This is a genomic window from Caballeronia pedi, from assembly GCF_001544915.2.
GTDB classification, from domain to species: Bacteria; Pseudomonadota; Gammaproteobacteria; order Burkholderiales; family Burkholderiaceae; genus Caballeronia; species Caballeronia pedi.
The window spans coordinates 193,250-211,070 of sequence record NZ_FCOE02000004.1; the positions used below are offsets into that span (position 1 = coordinate 193,250).

A 17,821-nucleotide genomic window follows, 5' to 3' on the forward strand; every position below is an offset into this window, starting at 1 on the left:
GGAAAGCAGACGGTCAACGATTGGCCGTTTGCGTCCCGCTCACACCAGACGCAGCCGCGACGGGCGCGTCCACCGCACCCGTCTCGCGATCCATCTGCGCCACATCCCACCCGCCGCCGAGCGCCTTCACCAGCCCCACCGACGACACCATCCGCTGCCCCGCGATATTTGCAAGCTTCTGCTGCGCGGTGAACGCGGTAGTCTGCGCGGTCAGCACGCTGATGAACGCTACCGTTCCCGCCTTGTACTGATTGTTGATGATCGCGAGCGCCTGCTGTGCCGATTCGACAGCCTGCTGCTGCACGACGATTTCCCGCTCCAGAATGCGCAGCGACGCGAGATTGTCCTCGACGTCCTGGAACGCCGTCAGCACGGCCTGCCGGTAAGTCGCGACGCTCTGGTCGTAAGCGGCACGCGCGGCGTCGGTGCGCGCGGCGCGCAGGCCGCCGTCGAAAATCGTTGCGGCGATGTCCGGCCCCAGGGTCCAGAAACGCGACGGCGCGCGCAGCAACTGCGACAGCACCGAGCTTTCGAAGCCGCCTTGCGCGGAGAGCGTAAGAGTAGGGAAATACGCGGCGATTTCGATGCCGATCTGCTCGTTCGCCGCCGCCGCCTTGCGCTCCGCCGAAGCGATGTCCGGGCGTCGCTCGAGAATCGCGGACGGCATCTGCACGGGCACGGTGGGCGGGGTCGCGTCGAGCGGAATCGGCGGTATCGAGAACGTGGAAGCCGGCTCGCCGACGAGCACCGCGATCGCGTGTTCGAATTGCGCGCGCGCGACGCCGTTGTCGATGGCGGACGCCTGCGCGGACTGCAACTGCGTCTGCGCCTGAATCACGTCCGAGCGCGCGACGATGCCCTGCGCGTACTGATTCTGCGTGAGCTTGAGCGATTGCTCGTAGGCCGCGACGGTTTCGTCGAGGAGCTTTTGTTGCGCGTCGAGCGAGCGCAACTGGAAATAGCTCTGCGCAAGCGTGGCCTGCGCGGACAGACGCGCGTTCGCGAGATCGGCGGCGGCGCCTTCCTGGCCCGCCTTCTGCGCGGTAACTGTGCGCGAGACGCTGCCCCACAAGTCCGGTTCCCAGCTCGCGTCGACCGAGAGGCTGAACTGGTTGTTGACCGAACCCTGCTGGCCGAAGCTGGAACTGTTGGTCGACCGGTTGCCCGCGCCGGTGCCGGAACGCGACGCCGACGCCGCTGCGCCGATCGTCGGGAAATACGCCGCGCGCGCCTCGCCGACGAGCGCGCGCGCCTGGCGATACGCGGCCGCGAACTGCGCCACGCTCTGATTCGCCTGATTCACGCGCGTTTCGAGATCGTTGAGGCGTTCGTCGTTGTAGATGGTCCACCAGGCGCCGCGGTCGATCTGGTCGGCGGGCTGCGCGACCTTCCAGCCTTCGGGCGCTTCCTTGTAGCTGGCCGGGACCGTCGTCGTGGGGCGCTGGTAGTCGGGCCCGACTGCGCAGCCGGCGATGAACATCGCGAGCGTGGCGGCAAGCGCCGTGGCGGTCAGCCGGCGCGGGACGGCGAAAGCGGGAAGGGCGGGACGATACGGCATCTGCTTGTCGAAATTCCTGTCGGCGCGGCTCCGCTCGAAGCGACGGACGCGATCAGCCGAGATGGTAACGGAACGCGGCGCACGCTCGATGCGCGCGCCGGACGTTGTCGGGCAGACGTTAGCGTAACGGGTTCGCCGTAAGGCGGGTGTTACGCGGCGGCAGGAATCGGTTACGACGCGTTACGGGGAAGCGCATGCGCCCCTTACGCGCCGCTTGCGCCGCCGCCTCCGGGACATGCGGAGCAGGGTGCGGGCAGCAACGGCCGGGCCGAAGCTGCCTTCTTCGGCGCCGAAGCCGCCGTCTTGCGCCGCTGCCGGTTCTCGAACCATCCCATGCCCAGCACCGCGAACGAACCGCCCGGCAGCAGGAACACGATCAGATACAACGCGAGTTTCCACGAACTCAGCTTCGGCGGGACGAAGTGACGGGAAGCGTTGGCGATCGTGCTGCTGATGGGGCCGAAGCGTCGGCGGGCGGTGCGAACAAAGCGGGTCATTTGAAGGTCCTTCGGGCGTCGGCGAACGACGGCTGGCGATCAGAACATGGTCTCGAATTGCGCATTACGCGCGTAACTCATTGCATAGAATAATATTGACTGTGCAACTACTTTTCAAGATACTGCCGATTGCTTTTTCGCAATTATCCGCCTCGCGAAGCGCGGCGTAGTGTCGCAACTCCGCAACAGCCGTTTGACCGATGTCGCATGAACAGCAAACCGCTTTACGATCCCGCCACGATTCAGCTCGAAACGAGCCTTGGTTACTTCCTGGCCAAGGCGCGCAACGTACTCGTCATGCGCACCGATGAGGCGCTCAGGCCGCTCGATCTCACGTCGCCGCAGATCGGCGTGATTCTGCTGCTTGCGTCGGGGCGCGCGCGCACGCCGCTGGAACTGTCGCGCGAGATGTCGTATGACAGCGGTTCGATGACGCGCATGCTCGACCGGCTCGAAAAGAAAGGCTTCGTGAGCCGCGCGCGCAGCGAGGCCGATCGCAGGATGGTCGAACTGAGTCTGACCGAGCGGGGGCGCGACGCCGCCGCTCGCCTGCCCGCGATCGGCGCGGCCGTGCTCAACGAGCAACTCGAAGGGTTCAACCACGCGGAGCTGGATCTGTTGATCGGCATGCTGACGCGCATCATCGGCAACTCGCCGATGGCTGTCTGCGCGCCGTGCGGGCTCGGCGAAGAATTGCCTTGATTGATCGGACGAAACAGGCGTTTATTGCGCCGATTTCGCTGTCTGGGCAGAGAATGCCTCGACAATAAATAGTTTGCGTGCGATGCGTGCTTTCGGCATGGTCGGCGCATCGGAGAAACCGAAGAATGTCCACATCTGCGACGAGCACGCCCGCCACGCCGCCCGTGCCCATGCCGCTTACCGGCGGCATCCTCGCCCTGCTGACGATGGGCCTCGCGCTCGGCACGTTCATGGAGGTGCTCGACACGTCGATCGCAAACGTCGCCGTGCCGACGATTTCCGGCAGCCTCGGCGTGGCGACGAGCGAAGGCACCTGGGTGATCTCGTCGTATTCGGTGGCGTCGGCCATCGCGGTGCCGCTGACCGGCTGGCTCGCGCGTCGTGTCGGCGAGGTGAAGCTCTTCACGATTTCCGTGCTGCTGTTTTCCGTCGCGTCCGCGCTGTGCGGCCTCGCGCACAACTTTCAGTCGCTGATCGCCTTCCGGCTGTTGCAGGGCCTCGTCTCCGGCCCGATGGTGCCGCTGTCGCAGACCATCCTCATGCGCAGTTATCCGCCGGAAAAGCGCGGGCTCGCGCTCGGCCTCTGGGCGATGACCGTGATCGTCGCGCCGATCTTCGGCCCGGTGATGGGCGGCTACATCACCGATAACTTCACGTGGCCGTGGATCTTCTACATCAACGTGCCGATCGGCATGTTTTCCGCGGCGATCGCGTACTTCCTGCTGCGCGGGCATGAGACGAAGACGACCCAGCAACGCATCGACGGCGTCGGGCTCGCGTTGCTGGTGATCGGCGTCGCGAGCCTGCAGATGATGCTCGATCTCGGCAAGGACCACGACTGGTTCAGCTCGAACTTCATCGTGACGCTGGCGATCGTCGCGGCGGTGTCGCTCGCGTTCATGTTCGCGTGGGAGCTGACCGAGAAGGAACCGGTGATCGACCTGTCGCTCTTTCGCGACCGCAACTTCGCGATGGGCGTGCTCATTACGTCGCTCGGCTTTCTCGCGTTCTTCGGCTCGGTCGTGGTGCTGCCGCTGTGGCTGCAAACCGTGCTCGGCTACACGCCGTGGCTCGCGGGCCTCGCGACCGCGCCGGTCGGCATCCTCGCGCTGGTGCTCTCGCCGCTCATCGGGCAGAACATGCATCGGCTGAATCTGCGCGTGGTCGCGAGTTTCGCGTTCCTCACGTTCGCGTTCGTGTCGCACTGGAACTCGACCTTCACGCTCGACACGCCGTTTCACGAGATCATCTATCCGCGACTGATTCAGGGCATCGGCGTCGCGTGCTTCTTCGTGCCGATGACGACCATCACGCTCTCCAGCGTCTCCGACGAACGGCTCGCGGGCGCGGCGGGGCTGTCGAACTTCCTGCGAACCTTGTCGGGCGCGATCGGCACGGCGGTCAGCACGACCTTCTGGGAAAACGGCATGATCCGCCATCACGCGCGGCTCACCGAATCGGTCACGCCGTATTCGGCGGGCACGACGGCTTATTCGGATCTGCTTTCGGGACTCGGTCTGTCGGGACAGGCGCTGACGGCGCAACTGGATCGCGTGGTGTCGGCGCAGGCGTACATGATGTCGACCAACGACTTCTTCCGCATTTCGTTCTACGCGTTTCTCGTGCTGGCCGTGATGGTCTGGCTGACGCGGCCGAAGAAGGGCGCGTCAGCCACGATGGGTCATTGATTCACTGCGGCGTGAGCGGCGTCACCGACTGGCCCGGCTGGTTCTCCAGATTGAGCGGGACCGGCTGATCCAGCGGGCTGACCTGCACGCCGCCTGGCGCGGGCGCGGCGGGCGGCGCCGTGACTGCCTGGGCAGCTTGCGGCGTCGCTTTCCGCAGCCCCGGACCGTTTCGGATGAACTGCTTGAAGTCCGCGCCTGCCTGCCAGGGGTTCGGCTCGCAGCCGAGCGGGTTGTCGCAGTGGGCGGCGAAGCCGATCGTCGCGGTGCCTTCGTTCGTCGGCGTCTTGGTGATCTGATACGCGAGCGCGCGCTTGCCGCTCGACGGTCCTGCGGTCTGGATGATCGAATCCGTGACGGTCTGCAGCTTGTATGCGGAATGGTTCGTCACCCAGACCTGGGCGCGCGCCCACCATGCGTCGCATTCGGGCTTGCTCATGCAGGTGAGCGGTTGAGTGGCCTGCTCCATGACGGTGCTGCTGACCTGGTCATCCACCGCGCAGCCGCTCAATAACGCGAGCGACGCAGCCCCCAGCGCGACTGCGCCGAAGAACATCTTTTTCATTGCTCCCCCGATCGTCGAAAAGTCGGCAACATTTTGACCCGTCAACCCGGATGACGTTGTGACGCGTTTCCCTCTGTTGCATAAGCCGGTAAGGCTTTCCGGCGCGCGCGGGCGCCGGAACGGAAAAAGCTGCTCGTCGCGGGGAAGCGTGAACGCTCACGCGCTCGCGGGATTCAGCTTGTAGTCCTGATAGGCGGCGACGAATGCATCGAACGATTCGGTGTCGCTGCTTTCGACCACCGTCTGCTCAACCAGCGATTTCGCCGCGAGTTCTTCCATCGCGCGCTCGTCTTCGACCGAGAGCGGGCGCGCGCGGAACGTTTCGGCGTGACGCGCGCTGAGTTCGAGCGCGAATGCGTCGAAGGATTGCCGATTGTCGCGCATCGTCTGCAACACGCGTGCGGACGGGGTCAGCGATGCATCCGCGACGCGCGGCCGCAACCCCTGAAGCGCGCGCGTGTGGTCGTCTTTGCCGTTGAGCGCGTCGAGCGTCTTCGCGACCGGCTCGATCGCATCGAAGAGCGCTTCGGCCCACTGCTGCATTGGCACGCTCGCGCCGTCGCGTTGCAGCGTGAGCCCCGGCTTGCGTCCTTCCTTCGAAACCGCGCTGAAATTGCCGTTCGCTTCGATGCTCGCCGCGGGCGGCAACAACGGGCTGTCTTCCAGCGCGCAATACAGCAGGTAAGCATCGAGAAAGCGCGCGGTCTCCAGCGAAATGCCGGTCGGCTCGAACGGATCGATGTCGAGACAGCGCACTTCGATGTACTGCACGCCGCGTTCGGCCAGCGCATGCAGTGGGCGCTCGCCCGAATACGTGACGCGCTTCGGGCGGATCGTCGAGTAGAACTCGTTTTCGATCTGTAGCACGTTGGTGTTGATCTGCACCCATTCGCCGTCGCGCTGCGTGCCGATGGCCTCATACGGCGCGTACGGCTGGCTCACCGCTTTGGCGAGCACGTCGAGATACGCGTCGAGCGTGTCGTAGCTCGGCAGCAGGTCCGCCTGCGCGGGATTGTTCGCGTAGCCGAGATCGCTCATGCGCAGGCTGGTCGCGTGCGGCAGATAGAGCGTGTCGGCATCGAACGTGTCGAGATGATGCGTCTTGCCTTCGACGAAGCGCTTGTTGAGCGCCGGCGACGCGCCGAACAGATACATCAGCAGCCAGTTGGTGCGGCGGAAGTTGCGGATGAGCGCGAAGTAGCGTTCCGACTGGAAATCCTTCGCGGACAGCGTGCTGGTGTTGTCCAGCGCCTGCCACGCGCGCCACACATTTTCGTTGAGCGAATAGTTGTAGTGGATGCCCGCGATGCATTGCATCGTGCGCCCATAACGCAGCGCGAGCCCGCGCCGGTACACGTTCTTCAGCGTGCCGATATTCGACGTGCCGTAATAGCCGAACGGAATCTCGTCCTCCGGCGGCAGCGAGTTGGGCATCGAGTCGTTCCACAGCAGCTCGTCGCCCATGTGCGCGTACGCGAAACGATGCAGCACGTCGAGGCGATCGAGCGTGAGCGCCGCGTCGGCTTCGGCGGGCGTGATGAGTTCGACGAGTGCCTCGGAGTAATCAGTCGTGATGAGCGGATGCGTCAGCGCGGAGCCGAACGCGCGCGGATGCGGCGTCATCGCCAGCTTGCCTTGCGGCGTCACGCGCAGGCTTTCTTTTTCGATGCCGCGCAAGCCTTGGCGCAGCGCGTCGGCGTGTGGCCCGGACGCGAGCGCGGCAAGCCTGCGCGCGAAAGCGCCGGCCTTGGGGTGAGCGGGATTCTTGTTTGCCATTGAAGCAATCTGCGAGGAGCGCGAGCGCATGCGCCCGGTCATTTTTTTAGGGTAGCGGGCACTTTAACATCTCGGTGTCAGGCGTGCTTGAGCCCAGAAACCGCAAGGGTTTGCGGGTTTTTCGGAGGATTCGCGCGGGTGTGCGGAGGAGGGGTGCGGAGCCGCGTCGGGAGGCTCGCGAGGCGTTCGAAGCGCCCGCGCGTCATGACGACGGCGAGCGCGTGTGCTTCATGCGACCTTGTTGGCTTCGTGGTGGGCGCGCTCGGTTTCGAGCAGCGCTTCCTTGCGCGGCGTGCCCCAGCGATAGCCGGAGATCGCGCCGTCCTTGCCGATCACGCGATGGCACGGAATCGCGAGCGCGACGGGATTCGAGCCGCACGCGTTGGCCACCGCGCGCACCGCGCGAGGCGAGCCGAGCGTGGCCGCGATGTCCGTGTAACTGCGCGTCTGACCATACGGGATGCGCCGCAACGCGTCCCACACGCGCCGCTGGAAAGCCGTCGCGCCGATGTCGAGCGGCAAGTCGAAGCGCTCGCGCGTGCCTTGCAGATACGCGCGAATCTGCGCGATAAACGGCTCCATCTTCGCGGCATCCTCGACGCGTTCGGCCTGCGCGAAATCGGCGGCGAGCTGTCCGACGAGCGTATCCGCATCGTCGCCGAACGCGATCTTGCAGACGCCCTTGTCCGTCGCGGCGACGATCACCGTGCCGAGCGGCGTCGCGGCGGTCGCGTAGCGCACGGTCAGTCCCGCGCCCTGGCGCTTGTACGCGGACGGCGTCATGCCGAGTTCGGCGGGCACGGCTTCGTACATGCGCGACGGCGAGCCGAAACCGGCGTCGTGCGTCGCCCGAGTCACGTCGCGGCCGCGCTGCAACGCGTCGCGCAGCACGCCCGCGCGTTGCGCCGCCTGATACTGACGCGGCGAAACGCCGACGATCCGCGAAAAGAGGCGCTGCAGATGGAACGGACTGACGTGCACGGCATCGCTCAACTGGGCGAGCGTCATGCGCTGTTGCGGATCGGCGTCGAGCACCTTGCACGCGCGCTCGACGATGGCGAGTTCGCGCGGCAGGCTGGTCGGCTGGCAGCGCTTGCAGGCGCGATATCCAGCGGCTTCCGCTGCATTGGTCGTCAGGAAGAATTCGACGTTCTCGCGACGCGGCGCCCTCGACGCGCACGAGGGCCGGCAAAACACGCCGGTCGTGCGCACGGCGAAGAAGAAAGCACCATCGGCACGCTCGTCGCGGTCGACGACGGCTTGCCAGCGGGTTTCATCGGATGAAAAGACAGGGTTGGCTACGGTTTTCATGACGACCTCGAAGGCTCTTGGGTACGGGACCACTGTAGAGCCGTGCAGACGAGGTTACGCGCCGTTTCTTGCGGTGTCATCGGCAGGCGGAATCCTAAAAGTGACGCACAGATGCCACAGAATCACGCCATAGGGGTTTTTACTAAAATTTCTATTGCGTCGCATCAACCGTCTATGTATTATTGGAACTGTCTCCTCCATGTCTCCTCCTGATATGGATTCAGCCCGCCAACCTAGGCGGGCTTTTTTTCGTCTGTACGTTTTTATCAGACGAAAAAAACCGGGCTCCGCGGCCCGGTTCGTTCCTGGACAACGCCTCCGCCGTTACAGCACGTAGCGCGACAAGTCTTCGTCCTGCGCCACTTCGCCGAGCGCGCGGTCCACATACGCCGCGTCGATCCGCACCGGCTGGCCCGTGTGATTGCCCGCCGCGAACGACACTTCCTCCAGCAGCTTCTCGATCACCGTATACAGCCGCCGCGCGCCGATGTTCTCGGTCTTCTCGTTCACCGAATACGCGATTTCCGCGAGACGCCGGATGCCTTCGTCGGTGAAATCGAGCTCGACGCCTTCGGTCGCGAGCAGCGCCTTGTACTGCTTGACGAGGCTCGCATCGGTCGAATTCAGGATCGATTCGAAGTCGCCGACCGACAGCGAATCCAGCTCGACGCGAATCGGAAAGCGCCCTTGCAGCTCGGGAATCAGATCGCTCGGCTTGGCGAGATGGAACGCGCCGCTCGCGATGAACAGGATGTGATCGGTCTTGATCATCCCGTACTTCGTGTTGATGGTCGTGCCCTCGACGAGCGGCAGCAGATCACGCTGCACGCCCGCGCGCGACACTTCGGCGCCGCCCGCCTCGCTGCGCGACGCGATCTTGTCGATTTCATCGAGAAACACGATGCCGTTCTGCTCGACGTTCTGCACCGCACGGCTCTTGACCTCTTCGTCGTTGAGGAGCTTGCCGGCCTCTTCGTCGGTGAGCAGCTTCAGCGCTTCTTTCACCTTCACCTTGCGGCGCGTCTTCTTGCCGCCGCCGATGTTCGCGAACATCGAACGAATCTGCTCGGTCATGTCCTCCATGCCCGGCGGCCCCATGATGTCCATGCCGACTTGCGGCAGTTCCACGTCGAGTTCGATTTCCTTGTCGTCGAGCGCGCCTTCGCGCAGGCGTTTGCGGAAAGTCTGGCGCGTGGTGTTGTCGCCCTCGCTGCTCGACTCGGCCGCGCCGAACCCGACCGGGCGCGCGCTTGGCAGGAGAATGTCGAGGATGCGGTCTTCCGCGCGATCTTCCGCCTTCGTGCGGACCTTCTTCATCTCGGATTCGCGCGTTTGCTTGACGGAAATTTCGATCAGATCGCGCACGATGCTGTCCACATCGCGCCCGACGTAGCCCACTTCGGTGAACTTGGTCGCTTCGATCTTGATGAACGGCGCGTCCGCGAGCTTGGCGAGACGACGCGCGATCTCGGTCTTGCCGACGCCCGTCGGCCCGATCATCAGAATGTTCTTCGGCGTGATTTCCTGGCGCAGCGGTTCGCCGACCTGCTGACGGCGCCAGCGGTTGCGCAGCGCGACGGCAACCGCCTTCTTCGCGCGCCCCTGGCCGATGATGTGTTTGTCGAGTTCGGAGACGATTTCGGAGGGAGTCATGGTGGTCATCGCTGGGTCCTTTATTCGATCGTCTCGATGACGCGATTGTGATTGGTGTAGATGCACATGTCGCCGGCGATGGTGAGCGCCTTTTCGACGATGTCGCGCGGGGCGAGGTCCGTGTTTTCGATGAGCGCCTGCGCCGCCGCCTGCGCGTAGGCGCCGCCCGAGCCGATCGCCGCGATGCCGTGTTCGGGATCGAGCACGTCGCCGTTGCCGGTGATGACGAGCGTCGTGTCCTTGTCGGCGGTGATCAGCATGGCTTCGAGCCGGCGCAGCATGCGGTCGGTGCGCCAGTCTTTCGCCAGTTCGACGGCGGCGCGCGTCAGATTGCCCTGATGCTTCTCGAGTTTCGCTTCGAAGCGATCGAGCAGCGAGAACGCGTCGGCCGTGCCGCCGGCGAAGCCGACCAGCACCTTGCCGCCATAGATGCGGCGCACTTTCTTCGCGCCCCCTTTCATGACGATGTTGCCGAGCGTCACCTGACCATCGCCGCCCAGCGCGACCTTGCCGTCGCGGCGCACGGAGACGATGGTCGTGCCGTGAAATTGTTCCATGTGCGTTCCTTGTGAAAACCAGAAGGACGCGGGGCGGCTCTTTCGTCGAACGACCGGCCGCCGCGCAGTCGAGAATTCGATGGACAGCACGGCGCGGGGTTCCGTCCGGGCCTCGGAGGCCGCAGGCGGGGCGCCGCGCTCGCGCCCGCCGCGATGATGCTTTCGCGGCGGCGCGTCCGGATCATTTTAGGGCGCTGGAAGATTTATCAAGACTTTCGACATCGACGTGCGGCGTTTTTTACCAGCCCGAAAGCAAAAAAGGCACCCCGTCGATGGGTGCCTTTTCCTTGATTTCTCTGCTCTAGCGCAACTTTTTGCGGCGGCGTTTTCCCCGTGGCGGGGCGGTCCCGCGATAATCGCCTGCCAGCAGCTATTTCAGTCGCCGAACAGCTTCTGACGCAGTTCGCGGCGTTCCTGCGCTTCGAGCGACAGCGTGGCCGTCGGGCGCGCGAGCAGTCGCGGAATGCCGATCGGTTCGCCGGTCTCTTCGCACCAGCCGTAGTCGCCGGACTCGATGCGCGCGAGCGATTGCTGCACCTTCTTCAGGAGCTTGCGTTCGCGGTCGCGCGTGCGCAGTTCCAGTGCATGCTCTTCCTCGATGGTCGCGCGATCCGCCGGGTCCGGCACGATCACCGTTTCCCGCAGATTTTCGGTCGTCTGGCCGGCATTCTTCAGAATGTCCGCTTGCAACTGCTCGAGCCGGTTCTTGAAGAAGGCGAGTTGATCCTCGTTCATGTAGTCCTTCTCGCTCATCTTCAGGATTTCGGCTTCGGTCAAGAGTTTCGTTGTCATCTGCTTGCTTCTTCAATGTAAGGCGATGTCTTCGCAACGCCCGCACTTGCGTTGCCCGCATGCAGCGCATCGGTACGCTTGGGGCTGCGCGACGCGTCGATGCGGGGCCGAACTCCTCTGGAAACCGATATTGGATGATGCTCCGGATGACGACGGGCGCATTTGCATGGCCCAGGATTTCCGGCCCCGGTGCTTTGACTTGATTTGCCTTCCCCCGGCAAATCGAGGCATCGTCCCGACGGGACATCCCTTCTCCTGACTTCCGCCGAGCGAGCGCCTGAAAGACGCGCATCCAGCGGAACTGCCCTTCTCCAGTGGGGCTGTATTGTAACTGAACCGCAATTTCCGACGATAACGAGGAAAACCCTGTCAATTCACGCCGGAATTTCAAAAATATAACGCCTGGACGTGCAAAAAGCGATGTCGGTTCGTGGTCGCGACTACATACCCGCATCGAAAGTCGCTCATGAAAAACGCCGCCCGCGATTCATTCGCAGCGGCGTTTTCGTTTCCAAGCGAGATGCGTGCCGGATTACTTCACGAGGCAGGCGTCGAGTCCGTCGGTGATCAGATCCTTCGGCAGCTCGATGCCGATGAACACCATTTTGCTGTTCTTCTTCTCGATCGGCATCCATTTGCCGGCGAGGTCGCTGCCCATCATCTGATGCACGCCCTGGAAGACGACCTTGCGATCGACGCCCTTCATATAGAGCACGCCCTTGTAGCGCAGCAGGCGCTCGCCATAGATCTGCAGAATGCCGCCGAGGAAGTCTTCGAGGCGGTTCGGATCGAACGGCTTGTCGCTGCGGTAGACGAACGACTTGATCTTGTCGTCGTGGTGCGCGTGATGGTGATGATGCCCGTGCTCGTGATCATGGCTGTGATCGTGACCGCAGGTCGAATGATCGTGGTCGTGATCATGATCGTGCGCGTGATCATGGTCGTGATCGTCTTCCGCGAGGAAATCCGGATCGATTTCGAGCTTCGAATTCAGATTGAAGCCGCGCAGATCGAAGATTTCCTTGATGTCGGCATCGCCGAAATTGACGATCCGGACGGCGGCGCGCGGGTTCATGTGCAGCAGGCGATGCTTGAGCGATTCGAGTTCGTCGGCAGACACGAGATCGGACTTCGTGACGAACAGGCGATCCGCGAAACCGACTTGCCGCTGCACCACTTCATGCTGATCGAGCTGCGCGTTCGCGTGCTTCGCGTCGACCAGCGTGATGATCGCGTCGAGCAGGAATTCGTCGGCGATGGTGTTGTCCATGAAGAACGTCTGCGCGACCGGGCCCGGATTCGCGAGGCCGGTGGTCTCGATCACGACGCGGTCGAAATCGAGCGTGCCCGCCTTCTTGCGGTTTGCGAGGTCTTCGAGCGCGCGCGCCAGATCGCCACGGATCGTGCAGCAGATGCAGCCGTTGCTCATCTGGATGATCTGCTCGTTCGTTTCCTGGACGAGAATTTCGTTGTCGATGTTCTCTTCGCCGAACTCGTTCTCGATCACGGCGATCTTCATGCCGTGCTGCTCGTTCAGGATGCGCTTGAGCAGCGTGGTTTTGCCGCTGCCCAGAAAGCCGGTCAGGATGGTTACGGGAATCATGGTGTCGCCTGTGTCCTTGTCTGTGTTCGGTCGTCTGTGTCTTGGAACCGCGCTGAATCGATTATTGAAACATATTTGTCAAGCCAGCGCCGCGCGCGGCCTTGGACAGAGCGCGAATTGCGGCTACTTTGGGGCGATCAGGCGATTTGCAACAGCAGCCCTTTCAGGTACTCGCCTTCCGGGAACGCCGTCAGCAGCGGATGATCGACGCCCGCGCCCAGGCGCTTGAGAATGCGTGCATCGACGCGCGCATCCGCCGCCGCGCCCGCGACGATCTTCTGAAACAGCTCGGAATCGATCGCGCCCGAGCACGAATAGGTGAAAAGCAGCCCGCCCGGCCGCAGCAGCTTGAAGCCGCTCAGGTTGATGTCCTTGTAAGCGCGCGCGGCGCGATCGACGGTTTCCTTCGATGGCGCGAATTTCGGCGGATCGAGCACGATCAGGTCGAAACGCCGGCCTTCGTCGTAGAGACGGCGCAGCGTCTTGAAGGCATCGGCGTCGAGCCATTCGGCCTTGTCCGCGTCGAAGCCGTTCGCCTTCACGTTTTCGCGCGCGAGCGCGAGCGCTTCGCCGGATGAATCGACGGATACCACGCGCGTCGCGCCGCCCTTGAGCGCCGCAAGCGAAAAGCCGCCCGTATAGCAGAAGCAGTTCAAGACCTCGCGTCCTGCCGCGTGCTGCGCGACGAGCACGCGGTTGTCGCGCTGATCGACATAGAAGCCCGTCTTGTGGCCGTTGCGCACATCGACGTGATGACGCACGCCGCATTCGTTCGTGATGAGCGTATCGGGCGGTGCGTCGCCGGCGAGCACCCCGGTGGTCTGCTCCAGTCCTTCTTTCTGGCGGATCGACACGTCCGAGCGCTCGTAGACGTTCGGGCAGCCGGTCGCGTCGATCAGCGCCTGCACGATGGCCTCTTTCCACGTTTCGACGCCCGTCGCCATGAACTGGCAGACGAGCTGCGCGCGCGGCTTTTCGTCGGCGACGTAGTAATCGACGATCAAACCCGGCAAGCCGTCCGCCTCGCCAAAGATGAGACGCGTGGCGCCGGTGTCCTTCACCATCGTCTGCCGGTGCGCGACCGCGCGCTGCACGCGGCGCTTGAAGAACGCGTGATCGACCGGCTCGCTTTCGTCGAAGGTCCATACGCGCGCGCGGATCTGCGAATGCGGGCTGTACGACGCGCGCGCGAGAAAGCGTCCGTCCGCCGCGCGCACGATGACCGTCGCGCCGGGCGCGGGATCGCCGTCGATACGCGCGATCGCGTTCGCGTAGACCCACGGATGGCGGCGAACGAGCGATCTGTCCTTCGACGGCTTGAGCGTGATGGTGTTCATTGCGGTGATGAAAGCGGCGCGCGGGGCGCCGTCGGGGGTCAATCGCGCTTCTTTGCGCGCGGGTGCGCCGCATCGTAGACGCGGGCCAGATGCTGAAAATCGAGCGACGTATACACCTGCGTGGCCGTGATGCTCGCGTGACCGAGCAGTTCCTGCACCGCGCGCAGATCGCCGCTCGATTGCAGGACGTGAGTGGCGAACGAATGCCGCAACACATGCGGATGCACGTTCGACGGAATGCCCGCCTGCAGCGCGAGACGCTTCACGCGCTCACGCACCACGCCCGGCGACATGCGATTGCCGCGCACCGAGACGAAGAGCGCGTGCGGATCGAGCTTGACGAACTCGCCGCGCACTTCAATCCACGCGCGCAAGGCGTCGATTGCCTTCCTGCCGACGGGCACTTTGCGCATGCGCTTGCCCTTGCCCAGCACGGTGACTTCCGCGCTGTCGAGATCGATCCAGCCTTGCGACGTGTATTCGCTGCTGTCGACGAAACGCACGTCGAGCCCGACGAGTTCCGCGAGCCGCAAGCCCGACGAATAGAACAGTTCGAGCATCGCGTGATCGCGCAGCGCTTCGGTCGTGCCGGCTTGCGGCGCGTCCATGAGCGCCATGGCGTCGTCGACGGAAAGCGCCTTCGGCAGCGTCTTTTCGCGTTTCGGCGCGCGCACCGTCGCGACGGGATTCGCGGGCATCTCGACGCGCTCGGCGAGCCATCGATAAAACGCGCGCCACGCCGACAGCCGATGCGCAATCGAACGCGACGACAGCCCGCCGGCGTGCGCGCGCACGACCGCGCCGCGAATATCGGCGGCGGTCAGCGATTCGAGTGGACGGTCTTTGGCGAGCGCACGCAGCTCGCCCAGTTCATGCGTGTAGCCGCGCAGCGTGTGCTCGGAGAGATGCCGCTGGTGCTCCAGCATCGCGAGATAGTCGGCGATCGCATTTTCCGAGGGCGCGGCGGCGTTCATGTTCAGTGCGGCAGCAAGCGCGACAGCGCCGCGCTCGCCAGCGCGCCGATGTGCGTGAGAAAGTCCGTCGCCATGCCGTCGTGAAAGCGGCGCGGATCGGGCGAGCCCATCACGAGCAGGCCGAAGCTCGGTGCGTCCGGACCGCCCTGCGGGTCGCGCAGGGCGATCAGCGAGACGGATTCGATCTTGCGGTCGGTGTCGGCCGGGCCGTCGCTGGGCGCGACCGTCGCCGATGCCGAGTTCGCCGCGCCGAGCCATTGCGCCGCCGCGAAGCCCGTATTCGTGCCGCAGTACGGCGCGGCGAGGCTGCTCGTGAAGATGCGCACTTCCTCACCGACCTGGCGCGCGAAATCCGCCTGCCGATACGCTTCGTCGATATCCCACACGCGCAGCGCGGCGTGCGGCACGTCGAAGACTTCGCACAGGCCTTTGCTGATGGTCGCGGGCAACGCGTATGGATCACGCTGCGAAATCACGCGCACGGTCCAGCGATTGAACTTGGTCGAGATGCTGTCGTTCTCGTGGCCGTAGCGCAGCAGTTCGGCGAGACGCCGCTCGAGCTGCTTGTTCTTGTCGCGCAGCATTTCCATCTGGCGTTCCTGCAGCGACACGGCCGCCTTGCCGTGCGGATTCGAAAGCCGGATGGTGCCGAGCAGTTCCGCATGCTCGACGAAGAAATCGGGGTTGGCGAGCAGGTAGTCGGCGACTTCGCGTGGGTTCATGATGACCTGGTTGCGTTAATCAATGCGATCGAGCTCGATCTCGCCTTCGAAAACGGTCGCGGCGGGCCCGGCCATGAGCAGCGCGGCGGATTCGTCGCGCGCGCCGTCCCAAGTGATCGTGAGCGTGCCGCCGTGCGTCTCGACGCGCACCGGCGAATCGAGCAGACCGCGCCGGATGCCCGCGGCCACCGCCGCGCACGCGCCCGTGCCGCAGGCGAGCGTTTCGCCCGCGCCGCGCTCGAATACGCGCAGCTTCACCGAATGACGGTCGACGATCTGCATGAAGCCCGCGTTCACGCGCTTCGGAAAACGCGCATGACGCTCGACGAGCGGGCCTTCGATCAATACCGGATACGCCTCGACATCCTCGACGATCTGCACCGCGTGCGGATTGCCCATCGAGACGGCGGAAATCCAGCGCGTTTCGCCGTTCAGGTCGAGCGGCCAGAGCGTGTCGTTGCCTTGCCGGCGGCCTTCGAGGCCGAGCGCGTCGAACGGTACGAGCGGCGGATCGAACACCGGCGTGCTCATGTCGACGACGACTTCGCCGTCTTCCTGCATGGTCAGCGTGATGACGCCGTTCTGCACCTGCACGCGCACGGTCGAGGCGTCCGTCAGACGCCGGTCGCGCACGAACTTCACGAAGCAGCGCGCGCCGTTGCCGCAATGCTCGACTTCGCCGCCATCACAATTGAAGATGCGGTATTTGAAGTCGACACCGTCGATCGTCGGCTTTTCCACGAGCAGCAACTGATCCGCGCCCACGCCGAAGTGGCGGTTCGCGAGCGCGCGCACCTGCGCGGCGGTGAGAGCGAGGGCCTGCGTGTAGCCGTCGAGCACGACGAAGTCGTTGCCCGCGCCCTGCATCTTGGTGAATTTGAGTTTCATGGCGGCTATTGTATGTGACCCGCGCTGCGGCGTTTCGCGCCGCTCACGCTTCAATAGAATCCCGGCTCGCCCGGCGGCCGGGTCTTGAAGCGCTTGTGCACCCAGTAATATTGCTCCGGCATGCGCGGAATCTGCTCTTCCAGAAACGCGTTCATGCGGCGCGCGTCGGCTTCGTCGTCGCCGGTCGGGTAGTCGTCCCACGGCTTGAAAATCTTCAGCCGATAACCCTTGTAGTCCGGCAACACCTCGCCGATGAACGGCACGACCTGCGCCTTGCCCGTTTTCGCGAGCCGGCCGACGGCCGTCAGCGTGCAAGTGGGGATGCCGAAGAACGGCACGAACGTGGAGTTGCGCATGCCGTAGTCCATGTCCGCGCCGAGCATCACAGGCTTGCGATCGCGCAGCCAGCGCAGCACGATGCGCGCGCTGTCGGCGCGGCTCGCCATGTCGGCGCCGAAGCGGGCGCGCTGCGCCTTCGCGAGCTCCTCGATCTGCGGATTCGAGAACGGCTGATACAACGACCCGCAGCGCCGATGCAGCGAGTAATTGAGAAAGATCGAGCCCGCCTCGATCCCGACGAAATGCAGCCCGAGAAAGAGCGTGGGCGGCAGGTCGGGATCGGTGAGATCGACGGCGCTATCGACTTCGATCAGCTTTTCCAGCTTCTTCGCCGAGCCGAACCATTGCACGCTGCGCTCCACGTAGCTGCGGATCGCGTGGCGGAAGTGCTTCTGCGCGATGTCCTCGCGTTTTTCGTCGGACCACTCAGGAAAGCACAGCTTCAGATTCGTATGGACGATGCGCCTGCGGCGGCTCGGAATCTGATAGAGCAGCCAGCCGAGGGCATCGCCGAAACGCGCGGTGATGCCGTAAGGGATGAGCGCCAGGAACTTGAGAAAGCCGATGGCGAGCGCCACGCCGATGCGCCCTAGCATGAGCGGCTCCAGCGTGCGGACGGTCGGCCGCGATGAGCGGATGTTTGATGCGTGGCGGATTGCGACAAGCGTTCGGCTCTGTGAAAACAAGGGAAACCGGTATAATAGAACCTTCGCCGAGTTAATGGACAACTTGCGGGGCGAAGCGGGTCGGAGTCTTCTTATCTTTCGAGAAGAAGCCGGCCCGGAAAGACATCCGCTAAAGCGTCGCCGCTTCAGACTCCAAACGAAGTCGGCTACGTGAATATCAACCGTACTCAAATGGA

16 protein-coding genes are annotated in these 17,821 nt (G+C 64.1%); 2 read left to right on the forward strand and 14 right to left on the reverse strand.

Annotation, left to right across the window (positions count from 1 at the left end):
• Window positions 1–13: 13 nt before the first annotated feature.
• Complete coding sequence (locus AWB80_RS08020; protein WP_061174113.1) at window positions 14–1,558, reverse strand: efflux transporter outer membrane subunit; 1,545 nt, start codon at window positions 1,556–1,558, stop codon at window positions 14–16.
• Window positions 1,559–1,761: 203 nt separating this feature from the next.
• Entirely contained in the window at window positions 1,762–2,055 is a 294-nt protein-coding gene (locus AWB80_RS08025; RefSeq protein WP_061174114.1) for a hypothetical protein, read from the reverse strand.
• 207 nt (window positions 2,056–2,262) lie between these two features.
• On the opposite strand from AWB80_RS08025, the gene AWB80_RS08030 reads away from it, so the two are divergent.
• Together AWB80_RS08030 and AWB80_RS08035 are read left to right on the forward strand one after the other, a co-directional pair.
• Window positions 2,263–2,757 carry a MarR family winged helix-turn-helix transcriptional regulator gene (locus AWB80_RS08030; RefSeq protein WP_061174115.1) on the forward strand — a complete coding sequence of 165 codons (495 nt, stop codon included), beginning with the start codon at window positions 2,263–2,265 and terminating at the stop codon, window positions 2,755–2,757.
• Between the two features lie 125 nt (window positions 2,758–2,882).
• Window positions 2,883–4,445 (forward strand): DHA2 family efflux MFS transporter permease subunit, encoded by a 1,563-nt coding sequence (locus tag AWB80_RS08035; RefSeq protein WP_061174116.1) that lies wholly within the window; start codon window positions 2,883–2,885, stop codon window positions 4,443–4,445.
• A 1-nt stretch (window position 4,446) separates the two neighbouring features.
• Here the strand turns inward: AWB80_RS08035 and AWB80_RS08040 are convergent, their stop codons facing one another.
• The 12 genes from AWB80_RS08040 to AWB80_RS08095 form a co-directional block, all read right to left on the reverse strand.
• Entirely contained in the window at window positions 4,447–5,007 is a 561-nt protein-coding gene (locus AWB80_RS08040; RefSeq protein ID WP_087131112.1) for a hypothetical protein, read from the reverse strand.
• A 156-nt stretch (window positions 5,008–5,163) separates the two neighbouring features.
• On the reverse strand, window positions 5,164–6,783 hold the full coding sequence (gene gshA, locus AWB80_RS08045; RefSeq protein WP_061174117.1) for a glutamate--cysteine ligase: 1,620 nt from the start codon (window positions 6,781–6,783) through the stop codon (window positions 5,164–5,166).
• A gap of 228 nt (window positions 6,784–7,011) precedes the next feature.
• Window positions 7,012–8,094, reverse strand: coding sequence for a bifunctional DNA-binding transcriptional regulator/O6-methylguanine-DNA methyltransferase Ada (gene ada / locus AWB80_RS08050; protein WP_061174118.1), 1,083 nt, complete (start codon window positions 8,092–8,094; stop codon window positions 7,012–7,014).
• A 324-nt stretch (window positions 8,095–8,418) separates the two neighbouring features.
• The gene (gene hslU, locus AWB80_RS08055) at window positions 8,419–9,756 is read right to left on the reverse strand and encodes an ATP-dependent protease ATPase subunit HslU (RefSeq protein ID WP_061174119.1); all 1,338 of its coding nucleotides are present in this window, start codon (window positions 9,754–9,756) and stop codon (window positions 8,419–8,421) included.
• Between the two features lie 11 nt (window positions 9,757–9,767).
• Window positions 9,768–10,304: an ATP-dependent protease subunit HslV gene (gene hslV / locus AWB80_RS08060; protein ID WP_014192734.1), complete on the reverse strand. Its 537-nt coding sequence runs from the start codon at window positions 10,302–10,304 to the stop codon at window positions 9,768–9,770.
• A 375-nt stretch (window positions 10,305–10,679) separates the two neighbouring features.
• Window positions 10,680–11,096: an RNA polymerase-binding protein DksA gene (gene dksA, locus AWB80_RS08065; RefSeq protein ID WP_008352366.1), complete on the reverse strand. Its 417-nt coding sequence runs from the start codon at window positions 11,094–11,096 to the stop codon at window positions 10,680–10,682.
• A 532-nt stretch (window positions 11,097–11,628) separates the two neighbouring features.
• Window positions 11,629–12,699: a CobW family GTP-binding protein gene (locus AWB80_RS08070; protein ID WP_061174120.1), complete on the reverse strand. Its 1,071-nt coding sequence runs from the start codon at window positions 12,697–12,699 to the stop codon at window positions 11,629–11,631.
• A 137-nt stretch (window positions 12,700–12,836) separates the two neighbouring features.
• Window positions 12,837–14,036 (reverse strand): class I SAM-dependent rRNA methyltransferase, encoded by a 1,200-nt coding sequence (locus AWB80_RS08075; RefSeq protein WP_061174121.1) that lies wholly within the window; start codon window positions 14,034–14,036, stop codon window positions 12,837–12,839.
• Between the two features lie 38 nt (window positions 14,037–14,074).
• Window positions 14,075–15,010 carry a tyrosine recombinase XerC gene (xerC, locus tag AWB80_RS08080; RefSeq protein ID WP_061174122.1) on the reverse strand — a complete coding sequence of 312 codons (936 nt, stop codon included), beginning with the start codon at window positions 15,008–15,010 and terminating at the stop codon, window positions 14,075–14,077.
• A gap of 2 nt (window positions 15,011–15,012) precedes the next feature.
• On the reverse strand, window positions 15,013–15,732 hold the full coding sequence (locus tag AWB80_RS08085) for a DUF484 family protein (protein WP_061174123.1): 720 nt from the start codon (window positions 15,730–15,732) through the stop codon (window positions 15,013–15,015).
• Window positions 15,733–15,747: 15 nt separating this feature from the next.
• Window positions 15,748–16,620: a diaminopimelate epimerase gene (dapF, locus tag AWB80_RS08090; RefSeq protein ID WP_061174124.1), complete on the reverse strand. Its 873-nt coding sequence runs from the start codon at window positions 16,618–16,620 to the stop codon at window positions 15,748–15,750.
• A gap of 50 nt (window positions 16,621–16,670) precedes the next feature.
• On the reverse strand, window positions 16,671–17,555 hold the full coding sequence (locus AWB80_RS08095; RefSeq protein WP_061174125.1) for a lipid A biosynthesis lauroyl acyltransferase: 885 nt from the start codon (window positions 17,553–17,555) through the stop codon (window positions 16,671–16,673).
• Window positions 17,556–17,821: the final 266 nt, after the last annotated feature.

What these genes read in the sequence shown, in the direction of transcription:
- AWB80_RS08020 (WP_061174113.1), bottom strand. Translation starts at nt 1,558, where the DNA reads ATGCCGTATCGTCCCGCCCTTCCCGCTTTCGCCGTCCCGCGCCGGCTG.
- AWB80_RS08025 (WP_061174114.1), bottom strand. Translation starts at nt 2,055, where the DNA reads ATGACCCGCTTTGTTCGCACCGCCCGCCGACGCTTCGGCCCCATCAGC.
- AWB80_RS08030 (WP_061174115.1), top strand. Translation starts at nt 2,263, where the DNA reads ATGAACAGCAAACCGCTTTACGATCCCGCCACGATTCAGCTCGAAACG.
- AWB80_RS08035 (WP_061174116.1), top strand. Translation starts at nt 2,883, where the DNA reads ATGTCCACATCTGCGACGAGCACGCCCGCCACGCCGCCCGTGCCCATG.
- AWB80_RS08040 (WP_087131112.1), bottom strand. Translation starts at nt 5,007, where the DNA reads ATGAAAAAGATGTTCTTCGGCGCAGTCGCGCTGGGGGCTGCGTCGCTC.
- gshA (WP_061174117.1), bottom strand. Translation starts at nt 6,783, where the DNA reads ATGGCAAACAAGAATCCCGCTCACCCCAAGGCCGGCGCTTTCGCGCGC.
- ada (WP_061174118.1), bottom strand. Translation starts at nt 8,094, where the DNA reads ATGAAAACCGTAGCCAACCCTGTCTTTTCATCCGATGAAACCCGCTGG.
- hslU (WP_061174119.1), bottom strand. Translation starts at nt 9,756, where the DNA reads ATGACCACCATGACTCCCTCCGAAATCGTCTCCGAACTCGACAAACAC.
- hslV (WP_014192734.1), bottom strand. Translation starts at nt 10,304, where the DNA reads ATGGAACAATTTCACGGCACGACCATCGTCTCCGTGCGCCGCGACGGC.
- dksA (WP_008352366.1), bottom strand. Translation starts at nt 11,096, where the DNA reads ATGACAACGAAACTCTTGACCGAAGCCGAAATCCTGAAGATGAGCGAG.
- AWB80_RS08070 (WP_061174120.1), bottom strand. Translation starts at nt 12,699, where the DNA reads ATGATTCCCGTAACCATCCTGACCGGCTTTCTGGGCAGCGGCAAAACC.
- AWB80_RS08075 (WP_061174121.1), bottom strand. Translation starts at nt 14,036, where the DNA reads ATGAACACCATCACGCTCAAGCCGTCGAAGGACAGATCGCTCGTTCGC.
- xerC (WP_061174122.1), bottom strand. Translation starts at nt 15,010, where the DNA reads ATGAACGCCGCCGCGCCCTCGGAAAATGCGATCGCCGACTATCTCGCG.
- AWB80_RS08085 (WP_061174123.1), bottom strand. Translation starts at nt 15,732, where the DNA reads ATGAACCCACGCGAAGTCGCCGACTACCTGCTCGCCAACCCCGATTTC.
- dapF (WP_061174124.1), bottom strand. Translation starts at nt 16,620, where the DNA reads ATGAAACTCAAATTCACCAAGATGCAGGGCGCGGGCAACGACTTCGTC.
- AWB80_RS08095 (WP_061174125.1), bottom strand. Translation starts at nt 17,555, where the DNA reads ATGCTAGGGCGCATCGGCGTGGCGCTCGCCATCGGCTTTCTCAAGTTC.